Origin of the sequence: Chitinophaga sedimenti (assembly GCF_023156195.1) — a bacterium.
GTDB lineage: Bacteria > Bacteroidota > Bacteroidia > Chitinophagales > Chitinophagaceae > Chitinophaga > Chitinophaga sedimenti.
On record NZ_JAKUKA010000001.1, the window covers coordinates 5,881,681 to 5,900,206 of the forward strand.

Annotated in this window: 21 protein-coding genes and 5 pseudogenes; all 26 read left to right on the forward strand. The window is 53.1% G+C overall.

All coding sequences use genetic code 11. From position 1 onward, the window contains the following. The first annotated feature begins 7 nt into the window (after nucleotides 1–7). The gene (locus MKQ70_RS33855; RefSeq protein WP_248079619.1) at nucleotides 8–1,222 is read left to right on the forward strand and encodes a phage tail sheath family protein; all 1,215 of its coding nucleotides are present in this window, start codon (nucleotides 8–10) and stop codon (nucleotides 1,220–1,222) included. Further along, on the forward strand, nucleotides 1,210–1,431 hold the full coding sequence (locus MKQ70_RS33860) for a hypothetical protein (RefSeq protein ID WP_248079621.1): 222 nt from the start codon (nucleotides 1,210–1,212) through the stop codon (nucleotides 1,429–1,431). The genes MKQ70_RS33855 and MKQ70_RS33860 overlap by 13 nt, the downstream gene beginning before the upstream one ends. A gap of 27 nt (nucleotides 1,432–1,458) precedes the next feature. Then, on the forward strand, nucleotides 1,459–1,893 hold the full coding sequence (locus MKQ70_RS33865) for a phage tail protein (protein ID WP_248079623.1): 435 nt from the start codon (nucleotides 1,459–1,461) through the stop codon (nucleotides 1,891–1,893). Nucleotides 1,894–1,903: 10 nt separating this feature from the next. Continuing rightward, entirely contained in the window at nucleotides 1,904–2,410 is a 507-nt protein-coding gene (locus MKQ70_RS33870) for a phage tail protein (RefSeq protein WP_248079625.1), read from the forward strand. A 9-nt stretch (nucleotides 2,411–2,419) separates the two neighbouring features. After that, on the forward strand, nucleotides 2,420–2,593 hold the full coding sequence (locus MKQ70_RS33875; protein WP_248079634.1) for a DUF5908 family protein: 174 nt from the start codon (nucleotides 2,420–2,422) through the stop codon (nucleotides 2,591–2,593). Nucleotides 2,594–2,716: 123 nt separating this feature from the next. Beyond that, nucleotides 2,717–2,824, forward strand: a pseudogene (locus MKQ70_RS43045) (hypothetical protein); the annotation flags it as partial. A gap of 25 nt (nucleotides 2,825–2,849) precedes the next feature. Then, nucleotides 2,850–3,407 (forward strand): annotated as a pseudogene (locus MKQ70_RS33880) (CIS tube protein); the annotation flags it as partial. A gap of 6 nt (nucleotides 3,408–3,413) precedes the next feature. Next, the gene (vgrG, locus tag MKQ70_RS33885) at nucleotides 3,414–4,703 is read left to right on the forward strand and encodes a type VI secretion system tip protein VgrG (protein WP_248079635.1); all 1,290 of its coding nucleotides are present in this window, start codon (nucleotides 3,414–3,416) and stop codon (nucleotides 4,701–4,703) included. A 4-nt stretch (nucleotides 4,704–4,707) separates the two neighbouring features. Then, nucleotides 4,708–5,157, forward strand: coding sequence for a hypothetical protein (locus tag MKQ70_RS33890; RefSeq protein WP_248079637.1), 450 nt, complete (start codon nucleotides 4,708–4,710; stop codon nucleotides 5,155–5,157). A gap of 3 nt (nucleotides 5,158–5,160) precedes the next feature. Beyond that, nucleotides 5,161–5,454, forward strand: a complete 294-nt coding sequence (locus MKQ70_RS33895; RefSeq protein ID WP_248079638.1) for a PAAR domain-containing protein — start codon at nucleotides 5,161–5,163, stop codon at nucleotides 5,452–5,454. A 157-nt stretch (nucleotides 5,455–5,611) separates the two neighbouring features. Beyond that, entirely contained in the window at nucleotides 5,612–5,920 is a 309-nt protein-coding gene (locus tag MKQ70_RS33900) for a GPW/gp25 family protein (RefSeq protein WP_248079640.1), read from the forward strand. A 17-nt stretch (nucleotides 5,921–5,937) separates the two neighbouring features. Beyond that, nucleotides 5,938–6,861: a baseplate J/gp47 family protein gene (locus MKQ70_RS33905; RefSeq protein WP_248079642.1), complete on the forward strand. Its 924-nt coding sequence runs from the start codon at nucleotides 5,938–5,940 to the stop codon at nucleotides 6,859–6,861. Further along, on the forward strand, nucleotides 6,846–7,169 hold the full coding sequence (locus tag MKQ70_RS33910; protein ID WP_248079644.1) for a hypothetical protein: 324 nt from the start codon (nucleotides 6,846–6,848) through the stop codon (nucleotides 7,167–7,169). Before MKQ70_RS33905 ends, MKQ70_RS33910 begins: the two co-directional genes overlap by 16 nt. Further along, nucleotides 7,106–8,461, forward strand: a complete 1,356-nt coding sequence (locus tag MKQ70_RS33915; RefSeq protein ID WP_248079646.1) for a baseplate J/gp47 family protein — start codon at nucleotides 7,106–7,108, stop codon at nucleotides 8,459–8,461. Before MKQ70_RS33910 ends, MKQ70_RS33915 begins: the two co-directional genes overlap by 64 nt. 93 nt (nucleotides 8,462–8,554) lie before the next feature. Beyond that, the gene (locus MKQ70_RS33920; RefSeq protein WP_248079648.1) at nucleotides 8,555–9,148 is read left to right on the forward strand and encodes a baseplate J/gp47 family protein; all 594 of its coding nucleotides are present in this window, start codon (nucleotides 8,555–8,557) and stop codon (nucleotides 9,146–9,148) included. Then, nucleotides 9,145–10,527, forward strand: coding sequence for a baseplate wedge protein (locus MKQ70_RS33925; RefSeq protein ID WP_248079649.1), 1,383 nt, complete (start codon nucleotides 9,145–9,147; stop codon nucleotides 10,525–10,527). Before MKQ70_RS33920 ends, MKQ70_RS33925 begins: the two co-directional genes overlap by 4 nt. After that, nucleotides 10,473–11,837, forward strand: a complete 1,365-nt coding sequence (locus MKQ70_RS33930; RefSeq protein WP_248079651.1) for a hypothetical protein — start codon at nucleotides 10,473–10,475, stop codon at nucleotides 11,835–11,837. Before MKQ70_RS33925 ends, MKQ70_RS33930 begins: the two co-directional genes overlap by 55 nt. A gap of 30 nt (nucleotides 11,838–11,867) precedes the next feature. After that, on the forward strand, nucleotides 11,868–12,320 hold the full coding sequence (locus MKQ70_RS33935; RefSeq protein WP_248079653.1) for a hypothetical protein: 453 nt from the start codon (nucleotides 11,868–11,870) through the stop codon (nucleotides 12,318–12,320). Continuing rightward, nucleotides 12,317–13,444, forward strand: coding sequence for a hypothetical protein (locus tag MKQ70_RS33940; RefSeq protein WP_248079655.1), 1,128 nt, complete (start codon nucleotides 12,317–12,319; stop codon nucleotides 13,442–13,444). The genes MKQ70_RS33935 and MKQ70_RS33940 overlap by 4 nt, the downstream gene beginning before the upstream one ends. Nucleotides 13,445–13,449: 5 nt before the next feature. Further along, nucleotides 13,450–14,718: a hypothetical protein gene (locus MKQ70_RS33945; protein WP_248079657.1), complete on the forward strand. Its 1,269-nt coding sequence runs from the start codon at nucleotides 13,450–13,452 to the stop codon at nucleotides 14,716–14,718. A 53-nt stretch (nucleotides 14,719–14,771) separates the two neighbouring features. Continuing rightward, nucleotides 14,772–14,927: pseudogene (locus tag MKQ70_RS43050) on the forward strand (hypothetical protein); the annotation flags it as partial. A 107-nt stretch (nucleotides 14,928–15,034) separates the two neighbouring features. After that, a complete protein-coding gene (locus MKQ70_RS40410; RefSeq protein WP_282456943.1) occupies nucleotides 15,035–15,469 on the forward strand; it encodes a contractile injection system tape measure protein in 435 nt (144 codons plus the stop codon). A 241-nt stretch (nucleotides 15,470–15,710) separates the two neighbouring features. Then, nucleotides 15,711–16,147 (forward strand): annotated as a pseudogene (locus MKQ70_RS33955) (contractile injection system tape measure protein). Between the two features lie 30 nt (nucleotides 16,148–16,177). Then, a complete protein-coding gene (locus MKQ70_RS33960) occupies nucleotides 16,178–16,789 on the forward strand; it encodes a chitosanase (protein ID WP_248079661.1) in 612 nt (203 codons plus the stop codon). An 83-nt stretch (nucleotides 16,790–16,872) separates the two neighbouring features. Continuing rightward, nucleotides 16,873–17,157, forward strand: coding sequence for a hypothetical protein (locus MKQ70_RS33965; protein WP_248079663.1), 285 nt, complete (start codon nucleotides 16,873–16,875; stop codon nucleotides 17,155–17,157). A 182-nt stretch (nucleotides 17,158–17,339) separates the two neighbouring features. Next, nucleotides 17,340–18,419, forward strand: a pseudogene (locus MKQ70_RS33970) (eCIS core domain-containing protein); the annotation flags it as partial. Between the last annotated feature and the right edge of the window lie 107 nt (nucleotides 18,420–18,526).

The following is an 18,526-nucleotide window of genomic DNA, read 5'->3' on the forward strand; positions in this document are numbered from 1 at the left end:
ATTCATCATGCCTTCCACATTTAAGACTCCCGGCGTTTACGTCATCGAAGAACCTAAATTCCCGCCTTCGGTAGCGCAGGTCGAGACGGCCATCCCGGCTTTTATAGGCTACACGGAGAAAGCTGATAAACGCGTTCCCAACGATCTAAACATGACGCCCACCCGCATCACTTCTATGTTGGACTACGAGACTTATTTCGGCGGCCCGCAGCCGGAAGACAATATTGTGGTAACGCTCCGCGAAGAGCAGGACACCAACGGCAACGTACTTTCCATGAACGCGACCGCCGCATTTTCTGCTTCCCCACGCTCCAAACATAATATGTATTATGCCCTGCAACTGTACTTTGGCAATGGCGGCGGCCCCTGTTACATTATTTCGGTGGCTGCGTACTTAACACTTGGCACCGCGCCGGATGCAACCGCCCTCACCAACGGGCTCAAAAAACTGGCAACGGTGGACGAGCCTACGCTGATCGTTTTCCCGGAAGGACCGAATATGAGCACACCGGCTTTGTACTATACGCTGCAACAGGCTGCGCTGGATCAATGTAACCTGCTGCAAGACCGGTTCTCGATCATCGACCTGTACCAGAACAGCGATACCAATACCAATAACATCGATGTGTTCCGCGATGCTTCGCTGGCCAATAACCTCAAATACGGCGCGGCTTATTATCCCAACCTGGTGACCACGCTCACCTACAAGATCAACGAGGCTGCCATCGTGGTGAACCGCAGTGTGATCGTGAATGGTGCTAATACTGATTCTGTATTTGAACTGGACGATCCCGCGAACAAAAGCACCGCGCAATACGCCGCATCTATAGAAGCCATCAACAAACTCAACGTGGAATTGCCGCCCAGCCCCGCGGTAGCCGGTGTATACGCTACTACCGACGCCAATCGTGGTGTATGGAAGGCGCCTGCCAACGTGGGTTTGAACTATGTGATGAAATTGGCTTCACCCATTACGGATGAAGAAAATGGTTACATGAACATTGATCCCACCGCGGGTAAATCGGTGAACGCCATCCGCACCTTTACCGGCAAAGGCACGCTGGTATGGGGTGCGCGCACTTTGGCAGGCAATGATAACGAGTGGCGGTATGTATCTGTCCGCCGCTTCTTTAACATGGTGGAAGAATCCTGTAAGAAAGCCAGCGGCCAGTTCGTGTTTGAGCCGAACGACGCCAACACTGGACCAAGGTGCGCGCCATGATCTCCAACTTCCTCACGAATCTCTGGCGGCAGGGCGCACTGGCCGGCGCTAAGCCCGAACATGCGTTTTATGTAGCCTGCGGTATCGGCACAACTATGACTGCACAGGACATTCTGGAAGGACGTATGAACGTGGAAATAGGCATGGCGGCTGTTCGCCCGGCAGAGTTCATCATCCTGAAATTCTCTCACAAAATGCAGGAATCTTAATCCACCTAAATTCTAAAAATGGCAAATATGGCATCCAATTATCCATTACCGAAGTTCCACTTTCGCGTGGAATGGGGCGGTTCCAATATAGGTTTTACAGAAGTTACCGGTCTGGACAAAAGCATCGACGTGATCGAATACCGCCACGGCGCCAGCCCGGAGTATCACAAGTTAAAAATGCCGGGGCTGCAGAAGTTCTCCAACATCACGTTGAAGCGCGGCACGTTTGCGGGCGACAACGAGTTTTTCAACTGGTTGAAAACCGTACAACTCAATACGATCGAACGTCGCGACCTGATCATATCGCTGCTGAACGAGAACCACGAACCCGTGTTCAACTGGAAGGTGAAAAACGCCTGGCCGGTAAAAGTACAGAGTTCCGATCTGAAGGCCGACGGTAACGAAGTAGCCGTAGAAACGCTGGAGCTGGCGCACGAAGGTCTTGAAATAGAAACCGTCTAGTCAATGTACCATGCTGAATTTTGAATATCCCCTGACCGGGTTTCATTTCCTGGTCGTGTTCGAAATATTTCCGCAAACGCCCGTCGATGTTTGCTTTCAGGAGGTTACAGGGCTGTCTGTGACCATGAACACCGAAAGTATTAAAGAGGGCGGAGAGAACCGTTTTGAACACAAGCTGCCTACCCGGGCCTCGTACACAGACATTGTGCTGAAGCGAGGATTGTTCAACACCGCCCTGCTCACCGAATGGTGCCGGCAGGCGATCGAGAACTACGACTTCAAGCCAACCAACGTGCTCATCAGCCTGCAGGATGAAAATCATGTGCCGGTATTTGGATGGTATGTGATGAACGCCATTCCTGTAAAATGGGAAGTGTCCGGGTTGCACGCTGAAAAGGGACAGGTGGCGATCGAATCGCTGACCCTCAGTTATAATTATTTTAAGATTATCTCACCGGTATCGCTGGCGGCAGGACTGGCAGGAGGCTTGTCCGCCAGTGTATCGGTAGGGATTTAAACGCGTGTTATGCCGGTGATTATCCGGGAAATACAGATTACCGCGGAAGTGGGTCCGGGCAGCAGCAATGCCGGCACCGCCGCGCCCACGGCCGCCCCGGTGAACGGCGCCGACCGCGAAGCGATTATTGCGGCCTGCGTGGAGGAAGTGTTGCGTATTATGCGGGAGAAACAGGAACGGTAGTCGCTGTCATCAGTTGTTTAAGCGCGGGAAACAGCGGCGGGTTAATGCCGCGGCCATCCCGATCGAAAATTCTCATCAAACTAAAGCCTACTGCACATGTTCGACGAAGGAACATTGGAGAAAATGAAGATCATTCCCTGCGAGGACGCCAACTACACAGAGGCATCCGGCATGGAACCATACCTGGTGCAGATCAATCCCGAATCGTATTCGCTGAGCCAGCAGATACGCTTCAACGAGGCCCAGGCCCCGGGGCAACAGCGCCGCGCAGTTGCAGTTTGCGGGTGGCAGTCCGCAGGAGCTGACGTTCGACTTCATTTTCGACGGAACAGGTGTGATCAGCCAGGGAAACGCCCTGCTGAAAATAGCCAACATCTTCGGCGCGGGCGAGAAACTAAGTGTGCCGGAAGAACTGGAAAAATTTAAGACCGTGGTGTTGACTTATGCCGGCGACATCCATGAACCGCGTTACGTGAAGCTGGTGTGGGGTACCTTGTTGTTCAAGTGCCGGCTCACTAATCTCCGCGTAACTTATAAACTCTTTAAGCCCGATGGCACGCCGCTGCGCGCCTCGGCGAATTGCACATTCCGCGAAAGCGTGGAGCCTGTAGAGCGCGAGGCGATCGAGAGTAACAGCTCGCCCGACCTTACGCACGTGCGGGTCGTGAAAGAAGGGGACACGTTGCCGCTGATGACTTACCGCATTTACGGCGACAGCAAACATTACCTGGAAGTGGCGCGGGTGAATAAGCTCGTGAACTTCCGGAGGCTCACGGTAGGGCAGAAAATCTATTTTCCACCGATCCAAAAATAAACCAGTTTGAGTCTTAGCAGGACAATACCCGTTAATGGCGTTGCCTCACTTGTATCCTTTACCGTAAAGGTGGAAGGTACCGAGATTCCCCGTACGGTGAATCTCTGGCACCTGGCGGTATACCGCGAAGCCAACCGCATAGCGCGGGCCACGTTGTTCATCATGGATGGCAGCGCCGCCGCCGGTGATTTCCCGGTGAGCAACGCGGATACATTTTTACCGGGAAAGGAAATTGAAGTGCAGCTGGGGTATAGCGGTACCAACCAGAAAGTGTTCCGGGGTGTGATCGTGAAACACAGCCTGAAAATACGGGCATCCGGTTCGCCGCTGCTTTGCATCGAATGCATGGATAAACTGGCCAAACTCAGTATCAGCAAGAAGAATAAATACTTCACAGAGATGAAAGACAGTGAAGTGATAGAAGAACTTATAAGCGACGCCGGCCTGGACGCCGATGTGGAAGCTACCAGCGTGAAACACAAGGAACTGGTGCAATACTATTGTACCGACTGGGATTTTATTATGACCCGCGCGGAAGCGAATGGCAAATTATGTTTTACGGAAGATGGGCTGCTCGTCGTGAAAAAGCCCGATCCATCGCAGGAACCGGTGTTCGATCTGTTATTCGGTTCTACCATTTTAGAACTCGATGCCGAGATCGATGCGCGGCACCAGGTGAGCAGTGTAGCATCTAACGGATGGGATGCGGCCAGCCAGTCGCTGGTGACGGCAGACGCGGTGGAGCCGGGGTATCCTGGTCCGGGTAATATTTCCAGTGATGACCTGGCGAACGTTTTTAAGGCCGATCCTTTTCGCTTGCAACATGGAGGTGGATTGGCGGAGAATGAACTGCAGGCCTGGGCGGACGCGCAAATGATGAAAAATAGGTTGTCGAAGATCCGCGGCAGGGTGAGGTTTCAGGGCTTTGCAGGGATTATGCCGGGGCAGGTAGTGAATGTAGGCGGAATAGGAGCGCGCTTTAACGGCAAGGTATACGTGAGCGGTGTGCGTCATGAAGTGAAAAACGGGGCATGGCATACGGATGTACAATTCGGCTTGTCACCGCAATGGTTTGCGGAGCAGCAGCAAGTAACGCATGCCTCCGCCAGCGCCGTTATCCCGGGAATTAAAGGACTGCACATCGGTGTGGTAACCGATCTCGAAGACCCGGATGGCGCCTTCCGTGTAAAGGTGCGGCTGCCCGAAGTATCAACACAGGAAGAAGGGATGTGGGCGAGGATCGCGTCTTTTACGCGGGGAATGAGCGCAGCGCTTTTTTCGTCCCGAGATAGGTGATGAGGTGATCGTTGGTTTTTTACATGAAGATCCGAATTACCCCGTGGTGCTGGGCGCTTTGCATAGTGCCGCCAATCCTTCGCCGGAAGCCCATAGCAATGATAACTATATTAAGAAGATCATGACAGCTGAAAAGCTGGAACTCGTTTTCGATGATAATAAAAAGTCGGTAACGATCCGCACGCCGGGTGGTAAAATTATCACCATAGATGATAATGGCAGTTTGATTAAACTGGAAGATGAGAATGGGAACAAAGTAACGATGGAGCCGGCTGCGATTAAGCTGGAGGCCGCGGCTAACCTGGAGTTGAAAGCAGGCGCGGAATTGAAAATTGCGGCGCCGAATATTTCTATCAAAAGCGATGTAGCCTGTGAGCTGAATGGCAGCGCTTCCGTAAAAGTGGCCAGCAGCGGGAGTTGTGTGATACAGGGCGCTATCGTTCAAATAAATTAAACAATGTCCAGACCAGCAGCCAGGATAAGCGATATGCATGTATGTCCCATGGTGACCGGCACCGTGCCGCACGTTGGGGGCCCGATATTACCTCCGGGTTGTCCGATGGTGATGATCGGCGGTTTACCGGCTGCGCGGGTAGGCGATATGGCGGTATGCACGGGTCCACCGGATACGATCATTATGGGCTCTGCTACGGTGATGATCGGTGGTATGCCCGCGGCGCGGATGGGCGACAGCACAGCACACGGTGGCACCATTGTACTGGGATGCCCAACGGTGTTGATTGGCGGATAAATATTATGGACCTCAAAAATATTCCACATGGCAGATAAACCTTTTTTGGGAAGAGGCTGGAGTTTTCCACCGGTGTTTTCCAAAAGCACCAGGCAGGTGGCAATGCTGGAAGGGGGAAGCTGATATCCAGAGCAGCCTGGATATACTATTATCCACGATGTTGGGCGAACGCGTGATGCAGCCCCGTTATGGCTGCGATATGCGCGACCTGCTATTCGAATCGGTCAACACTTCGCTGAAAGCCCTGATGGCTGACCGTGTAAAAACGGCACTCCTGTTCTTCGAGCCGCGCATCGAAACAGAAAAAATAGACATTCTCACGGATAACTCGCTGGAGGGGCTGATACAGATAGAGATCGTGTACCGCGTGCGCAGCACCAACAGCCGGATGAACTACGTATTCCCCTTTTACCGTAACGAAGGCACCGAAATACAAAGCAGCCAGCGTGTGGCTGCAGGCGGATAATCTACTTAAAGCAGACCATGGCCCCCAAAACACATATCAGTACGCACCTGCGCGATGGCGCCAGCCAGCATGCCCGCGACACCGCCGAATTAAAAGGCGGCTTCGTGAGCGTAGATGAGCGCAGCCTGACCGACCTGCTGGACTTTGCGCGGCAATACGCCCGTTCGGTGAAATATTTCGATCACACCGGCGCAGCTCCGAATACAGAGAACGGCGCCTGGGATGTGTTTTTCGACTTCGACAGTGCATCGATCGAACGGCAGTTATCGGTGCGCAATGACTTTGAACCGCACCTTGCGCTGTACCTGGCATTTATACAGTTGTTCCAGCATGCGCGTAAACAGGTAAATGGGTTTACACAACAACACCTCGATTTCTATTATCAGCAGGTGTTGGGCTTAAAGCCGCTTAACGGCCGCCCAGATGAAGTGCATGTGGTATTTGAGCTCGCGAAAAACATTACCGAACAGTTTTTGCCTGCCGGCGCAGCGCTGGATGGTGGCAAAGATGCAGCGGGCAACAAGCTGGTATACGAACTGGATAATGAGATAGTACTTAATACCGCGACTATTACGGATATGCGGAGCACCTATATAGCGGGCAGCGCGCCGGACGTGGTCAAATACGCTACTGTGGCCAACAGTAACGACGGTCTTGGCGATAAGCAGCCGCCTTCATGGTTGGCGTTTGGGAGCGATAGCCTGTCTGTACAGAAAACCGGCTTTGCCGTGGCGTCCGAATTGCTGGCCTTAAAAGAAGGTGATCGTAAGGTGGTCGCGGAGATTACGCTCTCCGTAGGCGCAGACTTCAATCTCGCCACAGCCAACACACTTACCACGGGCGCTTTTGAAGTTTTCTACAGTGGGGAAAAAGGATGGATAGGTCCCAATGCGGCTACGGCTTCGTTTAAACAATCGGGCAACGCGTGGTACTTACCTTAACCGATGCCGGTTTAACTAAAACAGCACCGGCGGTAACAAGTTACAATGCCGCATTGCTCGGGAAAGACTTTAATACCACGCTGCCATTGATGCAGGTGTTGTTTTCAAAAACGACGACGGGCGTATTGCGCAAGATGTTGCTAAGCGCCATGGTACATAGTGTCCAGCTGAGGGCAGATGTGAAAGGCATTACCAGCCTGCAGCTGCAGAACGACCTTGGCGTACTGGACCCCAAAAAGCCTTCATGCCATTTGGGCCCATTCCCGTTACCGGCGCGAGCTTTTATGTCGGGTACGACGAGGTGCTGAAGAAAAACATCGATACTTTTTCTTTTGAAGTAGACTGGCAGGGCGCGCCCAAAAACTTCCGGGACCATTACAGGAATTATTTTCCGCAGGAATTTATGCTGGGTCATTCGCCAGGCGGCTTTCCGTACGTGGGTATTTACTATGGCCCGAGTATCGTGATCAATAATAATAACCCTGTGGATGACAATGGCTATTTCACGGCGAGCATCAGCATCAAGGGAAAGAATGATAAAATACAGACCCGGTTGTTTGCGAATGACGGCACGGCGCATATCCAGTGGCCGTTCCGGGAGAACAGCGCGCCGGTGGTAACAAGCATCTTTTCTGATTACGCCAGCCTGGCGACCACGTTTAACAGTTACTATCCGACTCAATATAGTTTGTATTCCAATCCAAACTTCTTTGCGTATACGGGACTAAGTTTGAATACCATCTGGCAGATGCCGGTGTTTAGTTTGCTCAATCCCGCTAAACCCGTAGATACTTCGAAGGGGTTTGTGCGTATTGATTTGGATAAAGATTTCTTTCATAAAAAATATCCGCTGGTATATGCAACGAAAATGCGCGATGAAGCGGGTGAAGCCGGGTTGCCGCAGGAGCCATACACCCCGTTGATCAAAACATTTTCGTTTAATTATACCGCTTCTACGAACCTCGTGGCGGTAGACAGTAACAGTTTTGCGGCCTTTAACACGCGCAGTATTCAATTTTTTAGTGTAGATGTTTTTGGGGTGGCGGAGCAGCATGGTTACCTGAAAAACAGCCTGGCTGCACCTTTACAGCTGGCCACCACCAGTGTTCCATTGTTGCCGCAGTACGCAGTTGGCGGTGCGTTTTACATAGGCCTGGAGAAAGTGTCGCACGGACAATCCGTGAGTTGCCTGTTCCAGCTCGCCGAGGGCAGCGCCGATCCGGAAACCGACACACAGGAGGTGGAGTGGAGCATTTTGTGCAACAACGAATGGCGGCGGTTTTTACCGGAGGAAATTGTGCTGGACCGCAGCAATCACCTGTTGCGCTCGGGGATTATTCAATGGGCGATCCCGAATGAAGCAACTTTTGACAATTCGTTAATGGGCAAGGGTCGTTGCTGGATAAGGGCGCGGGTGCAGCAGCCGTTGGGCGTTTGTCGGATGGTGCAACTGCACACACAGGCTGTTCGGGCTACATTTCAGCCCGAAAGCGGTACGCCGCTCATGAATGTATTGCCGGCCGGTGTTATTTCAAAGCTGAAAGACAAGCTGCCTACGATTAAAAAAGGTGCAGCAGCCCTACGCATCTTCAGGCGGTAAACTACCGGAGAGCGCCGACGCTTTTGCAATCCGCGTGAGTGAACGATTGAGGCATAAACAGCGGGCCATTAATGCCCGGGATTATGAGCACCGGTGCTGCAGCAATTCCCGGAAATCTATAAGGTGAAGTGCCTGCAACACAGTTCCGGCGCAACCGGGCATTGCTGCGCACACCAGTCACCCGGTGATGTAACGCTGATCGTAGTGCCCGACCTGCGCAACGCGAATGCCATCCATCCGCTGGAGCCTAAGGTGAGTAAGGATGTGCTGGTGCGGGCGGCAGATTACCTGCAACAACATTGCTCGTTCTTTACGACTGTGTATGTGGAAAACCCGCGTTATGAAAAAGTGCTGCTCGAATGTAAAGTCCGGTTTACTACGCAGGGCGCGAACGGCTACTATAAAAAGAAGCTGAACGAAGAACTTGTGCAGTTCCTGTCGCCCTGGGCATTCGACAGCAGCCTCGATATCACGTTCGGTGGTGCGGTGCGGAAAAGCGTATTACTGAATTTCATTGATGAAAGGCCGTACGTGGATTTTGTGACCGACTGCCACATGTATCACGTAGTGAACGGACAAAGGAGCGGCGACCTGGGCGAAATATTCGTATCCGATCCCCGTGCCATATTGGTGTCGGGCAGCCAGCATACAATTTCCGATTTCACCTTACAAGATGTTTGCACATGAATAACGCCATCAGCATATCCCCGCAGCCGCCGGCAGTGAGCAGCATGGATTACCAGCTGCTGCGCGATGAGGGGCTGCGTTATATAGAACAAATTGCCAGCGGGTTGTGGACGGACTACAATGTACACGATCCCGGAATTACGATGCTGGAGCTGCTTTGTTACGCCATCACCGATCTGGGCTACCGCACTGGTTTCCCGGTCGCCGATCTGTTGGCCACGCGCGAGAATAACCGCGATACGTTTGCGCAGCAGTTCTTTTCCGCGTCAAAGATTTTACCGGTACGACCCGTGACCGCGAACGATTATCGCAAACTGTTCATCAATATTCCCGGTGTAAAAAACGCCTGGTTACGCAAAGCGGCGTACACGCTGCAACATGATCTGAAAGATGATGTATTGCTGGGTACTCCGCCGGAAGGCCACAAATATCAACCCTTATCGCTGAATGGCATTTATGATGTACTGCTCGAACTGGACCCGCTCACGCCGCAGGAAGCTGCGAATATGACCGAAAGCGAAAAGCGGGAGCGGGAAACGGCGATCATTAACGCTGCGCGGGAAGTATATCATCGCAACCGCAATCTCTGTGAAGACCTGGCGACGATTTCGCTGGTGCAGGAACAGCGGTTCCTGATATGCACCGACATTGAAATTACCGCTGCTGCCAACCCGGAAGCGGTAATGGCCGAAATACTGTTTGTCATCCAGGAATATATGTCGCCTCCCGTGCGCCAATACTCGCTGGACGAGATGCAGGCCATGCGTCATGCGGATGGCAGCGCGTACCGCGTGGATGAAATATTTGAAGGCCCCTGGCTGGACAATGGTTTCATTCCCGATGAAGAACTGGAACGGGCTACGCTGCGGACGAATATTTACACCTCCGACATCATCAACCTGGTGATGGATATTCCCGGCGTGCGTTCTATTAAAAACATCCTACTGAACTACTGCGATACGCCGTCCGCCAAACGGCACGAATGGTGCATTCCCGTAACACCCTGGCGTAAAGCTGCGTTGTGTGTCGATAAAAACGCGATCCATCTTTTTAAAGATGTCATTCCTGTTAGCATAGACAAAACAAAACTGCAGCAACAGCTGGATGCACGGATGAAAGCTGTGCAGGATGCGGCAGATGCCGTGAGAAGCAGCGATCTGCCCTACACGCTGGGTACTTATCATCCTATGGCGGACTATACGCCATTGCTGCACCAGCTGCCCGCTACATACGGGGTGGGGCCGGACGGATTGCCCGCCAATGCTACGCCGGCCCGCAAAGCGCAAAGCAACCAGCTGAAAGGATATTTATTATTTTTTGACCGGTGCTGGCGAACTATCTGTCGCAGTTGTCCAACCTGCGCTCCCTGTTCCGCCTGAGTTACGACGGGGCATCGCTGCTGGAAAAGCCGCAAACTTACTTCTACCAGAAAATAGCAAGACAAACTTTCCCGGGCCTCGAAAACCTGGTGAGTGGTTATGATACATTTGAGCAGGCATCTGCCGACCCGGCTAAACCACATTTACCGGAACTTACCGCCGCTTACGACGATGCGGTGACACGCTCCAACCGTTTTCTTGATCACCTGCTGGCGCGTTTCGCCGAGCATTTTTCTGATTACGTGATGCAGTTGTATTCCCTGTATGGCCAGAAAGCTGCGGCGGACGTGGTGACAGACAAACGCATCTTCCTGAATGAATACCCGCGCATCAGCGCCAACCGCGGCGGTGGTTTTGATTACTATAATGAAGACGTAACGGTATGGGATACCGATAACGTGAGCGGCATGGAACACCGCATTGCACGGCTGCTGGGCATGCCCAACTTTAACCGCCGCGTGTTATCCACCATCAAGTACGAAATTTTCCAGGAGAAGGATACGGATGGTAAAGACGAGTACCGCTTCCGCCTTATGGACCCGGTGACGAATAAGATTTTGTTGAGCAGCAGCACCAAATACCTCGACAAGGCCGAGTGCGAAGCGGTGTTTAAAACCGCCATGCGGCTGGCGGCTGACCGGAATAACTATGCGCAGAAGAAAACAGTGGATGGCAAATTTTATTTCAACCTGGTAGATGAAACGAATGATGTGGTAGCCCGCCGCATCGAGTACTTTGATACCGAACAAAAGCTCGACGAAGCCATTGCCTTCCTGTTACAATTTGTGAGAAAGAATTATAGCGATGAAGGAATATTTGTGGTAGAACACCTGCTGCTGCGTCCCGGCCTGGCGGCACTGGCGGAAGCCGGCGACGAATTAGCCAACCCCGCGAATTTTTTGCCCGTTTGTCCCGCAGGCGATTGTGAAGATGATTGCGGCGAAGATCCTTATTCGTTCCGTATTACAGTGGTGCTGCCCGCCGAAACCGCGCGGTTCCGCGATATCGGTTTCCGGCAGTACATAGAGCAGCTGGTGCACATGGAAACGCCGGCGCACATTCAGCCGAAAATCTGCTGGCTGAACGACCGCGAACTGCAGCAGTTCGAAGAAGCACTGAAGAACTGGCTGGAACACAAGCAGGCAGGGGAGCTGGATTCACCGGAAGGCTTAGCGGCCCTGCAACGGCTGGTGTACGTACTCTATCATGTAAAAAGCGTTTATCCGACAGGGAATCTGAGCGATTGTACGCATCCCACCGATACGCCGGTGGTGCTGGGACGTACGAACCTGGGCAACCTGGAGGCATAACATCCACCTAAAAATATTAAACAGCGATTTATGGAAAACGTTCCCGTAAAACTGAAAATAACCCCGCCCGCACTGCACTACTTTGAAGATAACCAGGTGCTGACGGCCTCGCAGCTCAATAACCTGGTGCGTTATTTCGATTACCAGGACCGCCTTACCCGCACCCGCTTGCTGGGCGCAGGCATTGTTTGCGGCCTCAAGGTGGTGAATGCTACCGGCATGATCACCGTGACCAAAGGCTGCGGCATCACCTCCGACGGCGACCTTATTTCGCTGGAGCAGGACGTGCAGTACACGCAGGCATTGCCTTTTGATGATAAGAAAGCACAATACAGCCTGTTCAAACGGGCAGAAAATACACAGTTGGAATTGTTTGAATTGCTGCCCGCACGCGGCGATAACGGCGGCAGTAACGAAGTAACGCAGTTGCGGGACTTTTTGCGAACAGGCAGCCGGCCGATTATGTGGTGTTGCTCTATTTGAGCCAGTACATTGAAGATGCGGACATCTGTTCATCGAACGACTGTGATAATAAAGGGATATTGATGCAGTCGGCGTTAAAAACGCTGCTGATCAGCAAAGCCGACTACGAACGGATGCATAGGGAGGATGATTGCTGCGGGGAAAGTTTTTTCAGTCTGCCCGACGCTTACGTAAGCCGCCCTGTATGGAACCCGGTGAACAATGGCATTTATACCTATTCGGAAATGTGGAACCGTTATAACCTGGCGATCCAGAGCACGTCCAAAGTACTGGACGTGGCGCTGTCGCAGGCAGACGCGGTAGCGGCTTCGCTGGAACGCTGTTTTGCACAGAACGGAGAATTGCCGCAGGCTACTACCGTGATTACGCGTCCCGCTGGCACGGCGCCCACCCGGGTAACAGAAACAGCGGCGGTTTCGGCGAGCATTGCGGGGCTGGCTTTGCGGCTGCCGGCGAGTTTGCTGAACCGTTTCCGGGCCTTGTCGGGATCGGCGGCGCCATCGTTTTCGGCCGCTTTGCAGCGTGAAGCGCCAAAGGCGCAGAACGACTTCAGCATTCAATACTTTTACGATTTTGTAAAGGATGTGACGGATGCGTATAATGAATTCCGTTTATCCACGCTGGACCTTTGCCAGGGCTGCTGTATCGATGCGGCATTGTTCCCGAAACACCTGGCGCTTGGACTGGTGGCCGATTCTTCGCCTATACCATCGTGCCACTACCGGCAGTGTTTTATCGAATCGCCGATTTTGAATCATAAGGATGCGCAGATGCGCCGCTCATTGTTCCTGTATAATCGCCTTGTGCAAATGATTCAAAATTATCAATATGAAGAAAAGAATGTAACCGTGCTGCGTGTTACGCCCAGTGTGAGTTATAAAGGGCCGGTAGGGGAAAGGAGTATTCCTGCCTACTACGCGGCCGGTACCTTAAATGAAGAATGGGATTACGATAAGTTTCGCCGCAACGAAACGGGCAAACACCTGTCGTACTTCGCTGCCACGGTAAATCCACAGGGGCCGCCACAGGTGATCAATCCGCTGGACTACGACCGGATAAATATGATTTCTTCCGGATCGAGGGGCATGTCGGTAAAACTTATGAATCGGCTTATGGCCAGCTGAACAAGTTGTGCCGGGATAAAGACCTGCCTTTTGATATTCTCGGGTTGCAGCTGGATAATAATCCGCGCTTCGTTATCCCGAAATGGGACTTTACGCCGCCGCACCTCGACACTGTTTTCGAATTGCAGAAGTTCAAATTCAGCAATTATTTAGATAAGATGAAGTCGTACAACGACGAGCTGGAGAAAAACATTCCGGCGGAAAAAGACCTGGACGTGCCCGGTGTGACCGAACATTACGGCAGCGCCAAACAGCTCCGCTCCGCCGCCATTGACCGTAAAAAGGCGCTGGACAGCGAGCTGGAAAGCGTAAAACCGTTTTTTCAGGTAACTGCTGCGCAGGCTACACCGACCCAGTTTACCAATATTCATGCGTCGATTGCGAATAAGGCGGCGGTGATGAACAACAGCGCCAAACTGCTCACCCGCGCCACACTGGCCACGCCGTTACAGAACGTTGCGCAGATCGCGCATCCGGAGGCGTTATCGTGGCTCACGCAATTGGTAGCCGATACCCGCGAGGCGCTGAAGCAGTCGTACATTTTTTCCAATTTCATCAGGGTGAATCCCGGTGTGATGCATAATGCGGGGGTAACAAAGGGCGGAACGTTCCTGTTGTTGTACACGCAAACGACAGATGCCAACGGTACCACCCAGCGCCGTGTGGTGGGCGATTTTTACCTGCCTTACGCCGTGAAGCCGGAAACAATTGCTGCTACCACGGTGCCGCCTGTTCGTCCGGGTGTAATTCCAACACCACCGGTATATATTCCGCCAGACATTTTCCAGATTCGCCCCGACCTGATCAAACCGCCGTTGCTGAACGCGGATCTGTTAAAGCTAAAAGATAACCTGGTGCTGGATAAAAATGATTTGCTTTCCCGCGTCACCGACCTGCAAAGCTCCGTTAATACCAAGCTGTTCGACATCAATGAGCATGTGGATACGCGCCTCAGTGGCGTGGCGAAGAAGGCCGACCTGGAAGATAATATATCCGCTGTGAAGTCCATGATCAACAATAATATGACCACCGTGGTGCAGAATTACCAGGAAACCTTTAACCGCGTGGTAACATCCTACGACAATGTGCTCAACAAAACGAAAGCGGGCACCGTGGGCGTGGCCGACCTGGGTAAATTGACACTGGATGAAGCCAGCATCAAAAATATGAGCAAGGCGGAAATGACGACCCTGGCGAAAAACTACCAGGAAGCCATTACACTGATGCAGAAGTCGCGCAACGATTTTGGTGAATTCTTTAACATCAGGCAATAACTATGGGCGCTGAGCACCCGCATATTATCCGCAACATCCGTTTACGCCTGCAAATGCCGGGCGTGGACAAAGCCTTTGCCCTGCAACAACAGGCGAAGGCCAGCCTGGAAGGCGCGTTGCAGGAGGCGCTCGGTGAGATACTGAATAAATATGCCGGCGATGGCGAATACCTGCACATTCCGCGCCTGGAGCTTGCGTTGGACCCGTTGCCGGAAGCAGACTTTGAAAGGCACTTTCATCAGGCAGTATTAGCGGCGGTAGATAAAGCCCGGCAGCGCTGCTGGAACGGGAAGCGATTGCTGCTACCGGCGGGGCATTGGCAGAACAGGCCACAGCGGCTGTTGCCCGCGTGTCGCAGGAAGCGCAGTGCTTGGACGGCTGGTTTTATTTTCTCGGAAAAGGCACTTTGCCCTGGTGGCAGTCACCAACCGGATCGCAAACTTTGGAGCAACAGTGGATTGCGGCGGCGCGCGCCAAACCGGTGCTGTTCCGCGAACGCTGGTATCGCGCCTGGGCGCACCGGCAAATCAATGTGCCGCGCTGGCTGGAACAAAGCTCGCCGGCCTGGCGACAGGTGATGCTGGAGGCGCTTTGTCCCGCGCCATTGATCGAATACTACCGGCAACTGGAGCGGGATATGGGTTCCGTAAAATATGCGGCCTGGCATAGCTTCTTTGATTTCCTGGATGCAGGGCATCAATATAAACCGGAAGCAGAATCCTTGTTACGCATCTTTTGGCGGCCTCGTTAGAAACGCATTGGAAACTGTATGCACACGAGCCCTTAGATGGGCAGGCAATCGAACGCTTACAGCGGCTGTTACTGGAGGATGGGAAAATAGCGCCTTTATCGGGCAGGCCGCCTGCAACGGAACGTGATGAACGAGTAACGGTGCCGGATACACGTGTTATTTCTCTGCCCGAAGAGGGGATTCCAGTACAGGATGCAGGCCTCGTATTACTGCACCCTTTTTTATTCATTTATTCAGGAGGATGGAGTGGCTCACGGAAAAAGATCACCAGCTGAACGCGGCGGATCAACAACAAGCCGTGCACCTGCTGGCATTTTTGGGCAGTGGCGCGGAGCAGCCCGCCGAATATGAAATGGTGTTGCCGAAAGTACTTTGCGGTATGCCACTGGAAACACCGATCGCGCGCGATATTATACTTGGCGACCAGGAGCGGCAGCAGGCGGAAGCGCTGTTGCAGGCGGTATTGGAACACTGGCCACCGCTGAATAGTTCGAGTATTACGGCGCTGCGTGAAACCTTTTGCAAAGACCGGGGCTGTTGCAGTATCGCGACGGACAATGGATATTGCAGGTAGAGCAACGCACCGTTGATGTGTTACTAAACCGCCTGCCCTGGGGGATCAGCATGATTCGCCTGGCATGGATGCCGCAGCTGATGCGGGTAGATTGGGCTTTATAGCTTTTAGCTTTTAAAAATAAACAGTTTGTTATGATTAGTCCCGATATCAAAAAGAAAATCATCCGCATTGTAAATGTGTTTGAAACCGGCAGCCCTGAAGGCCGGTACGAACAAGTAACGATTTTGCCGGACGGCCGCAATGGCAGCCGGCAGATTACTTACGGCCGCAGCCAGACGACGGAACAGGGCAACCTGCGTAACCTGGTAGAGCGTTATGTGCAGTTGCAGGGAACCTTTGCCGCGGAGTTTCAGCCGTTTCTGCCAAAGATCGGTGTGAGCCCGCTGGTGGATAATAAAACTTTTAAAGACCTGTTGCGTACCAGTGCCAAAGAAGATCCGCTGATGCGGCAGGCGCAGGACGAAACGTTTGAGGTATTATACTACCAGCCCGCACATCATTTTTTTGAATCGGAGCGGTTCACGTTGCCATTGAGCATGTTGGTGATATACGATAGCTATATCCATTCCGGCAGCATTCCGCCATTCCTGCGCAGTCGTTTCCCGGAGCGGACGCCATTGCGGGGTGGCGATGAAAAGGCCCTGGATACGCGCCTATACGAAGGCCCGGCAGAACTGGCTCGCTACGCACAAGCGGACGGTGTTAAGACCGACGGTGTACCGGACGGAGTGTTTCCTGAATGAAATGGAAAAAGACAACTGGAGTTTGGAGAAAACCGTGCTGGCGCACGGCGTGAAAGTTCCGTAACCCTAAAAGATCAATGCATATGCACCAGGCTCGCGAAGCAGCAAAAACAACCGGTCCCTCGTTCCGGCACGACACGCCTTTCTTTGGCGCATCGCCCGCCCCGGTATTCTTTCAGCCAAAGCTGACCGTGAATGAACCGGGTGATCCTTATGAGCGGGAGGCCGATGAAGTGGCCGATAAAGTGATGCGGATGGAAGACGTGACGGTCCAGCATTGCGCGACCTGCGATGACGAAGCGGTACAGCGGAAATGCCCCGAATGCGAAAAAAGAAGCAATAATGCCTTCTGCAGAAACCAACGCTAACGTCATCCCGGCTGGTATAGAGGCACAATTGCATCAGTCACGCGGAAGGGGCCGGTCGATGGATGCCGGTACGCAGACCTTTATGGAACAACGGTTCGGTGCTTCGTTCCGGGGGTGAATATTCATACAGATGGTACCTCGGCTGATATGAACCGCCAGCTTCGTGCGAAGGCGTTGCCGTTGGCAGCGATATTTATTTCAACCAGCAGCAATACCAGCCGCAATCTGCCGCCGGCCGTCATTTGCTGGCGCATGAACTGACGCACGTATTGCAGCAGCGGAACGGCTTGCAACGCATTTCCCGCAAGGATTATAATGTGGGTACTACTGCCAGTCCTGTGAATGTGCTGATCGATTATAGTTTTTTAGAAACCACTTATTTCGGTCGTTTCGGCCAGGGCTGTGAAGATTTGTTTGCCCGGTTTACGGGTCAGCCGGTAGGGCCGGTGCAGGCCGCTATTGCGGCTTTGAGCAACACGCACCAACGCTGGCTGCTCTTTGCGCTCGACCTGCTGATAGATAATCCCGTACCCGGTTTAGATAAAACGGCCGCGGCCAGTGCGCTGATAGCGTATGCGCCATCAGCACGTTATACGCCGCTGGGCGGCCGTACGGATACGGTATTTGAAGATGAAGTATTCCGTAGCAGCGGCTGGTTCGAACGGTCGTTGACGCGGGGATTGCCTGCACCTACTGCGACCGAGGCCTCCTCACTGGATGTGTTGTACAACGGCGCTGCCGCCAGTGGCGGCAGTTCGTCTGCCTGTCCCGCCGCCCGTACTCCGCTCGATGAACCTGCCTTACGCAACGGCGTGCGACCGGCATTTACCGCATTTGTCGCCAGTCAGCTCGCTATCCTCTCCGGCGCTACGGTGGGTACGCAAAGCATCAGTGATATTCGTCCGATAGCCGATCTCGTACAGGAAGAAGCGCGTGAGTTTTTTCACCCTTACTTCGGTCGCAGCAGTACGCGTGCGTTTTTAGATCAATGGACTTATTCCGCGCGCATCCAGGCCAGCACAGCGGCGGGTGCAATCCCCGCCGGTATGCGCCGCGCCTTTATCGACAACCGCGCCATGCTAAAGGCCACGGAAGCGGGTGTGATCGGCGCTACCCATTTTGATTCGCGTTGTGCGGGTGATATAGCGGTGTGGGACGACATTATAAACATCCGGATGCCGATCCAACGATACAGGCGGATGTATCGCGACTCCTTTCCTGGCAGTCGTTTACGGAACATGATAATGCACATGCGGAGGTAACGATGAACCTGCAGTTCATTGACCGCGGCAACAGCGGAGATGCCTGCAGCGCACGCTGGCGCAGCGTGCGGACGCTCTGTCATGAACTGATGCATGCTTATAATGCC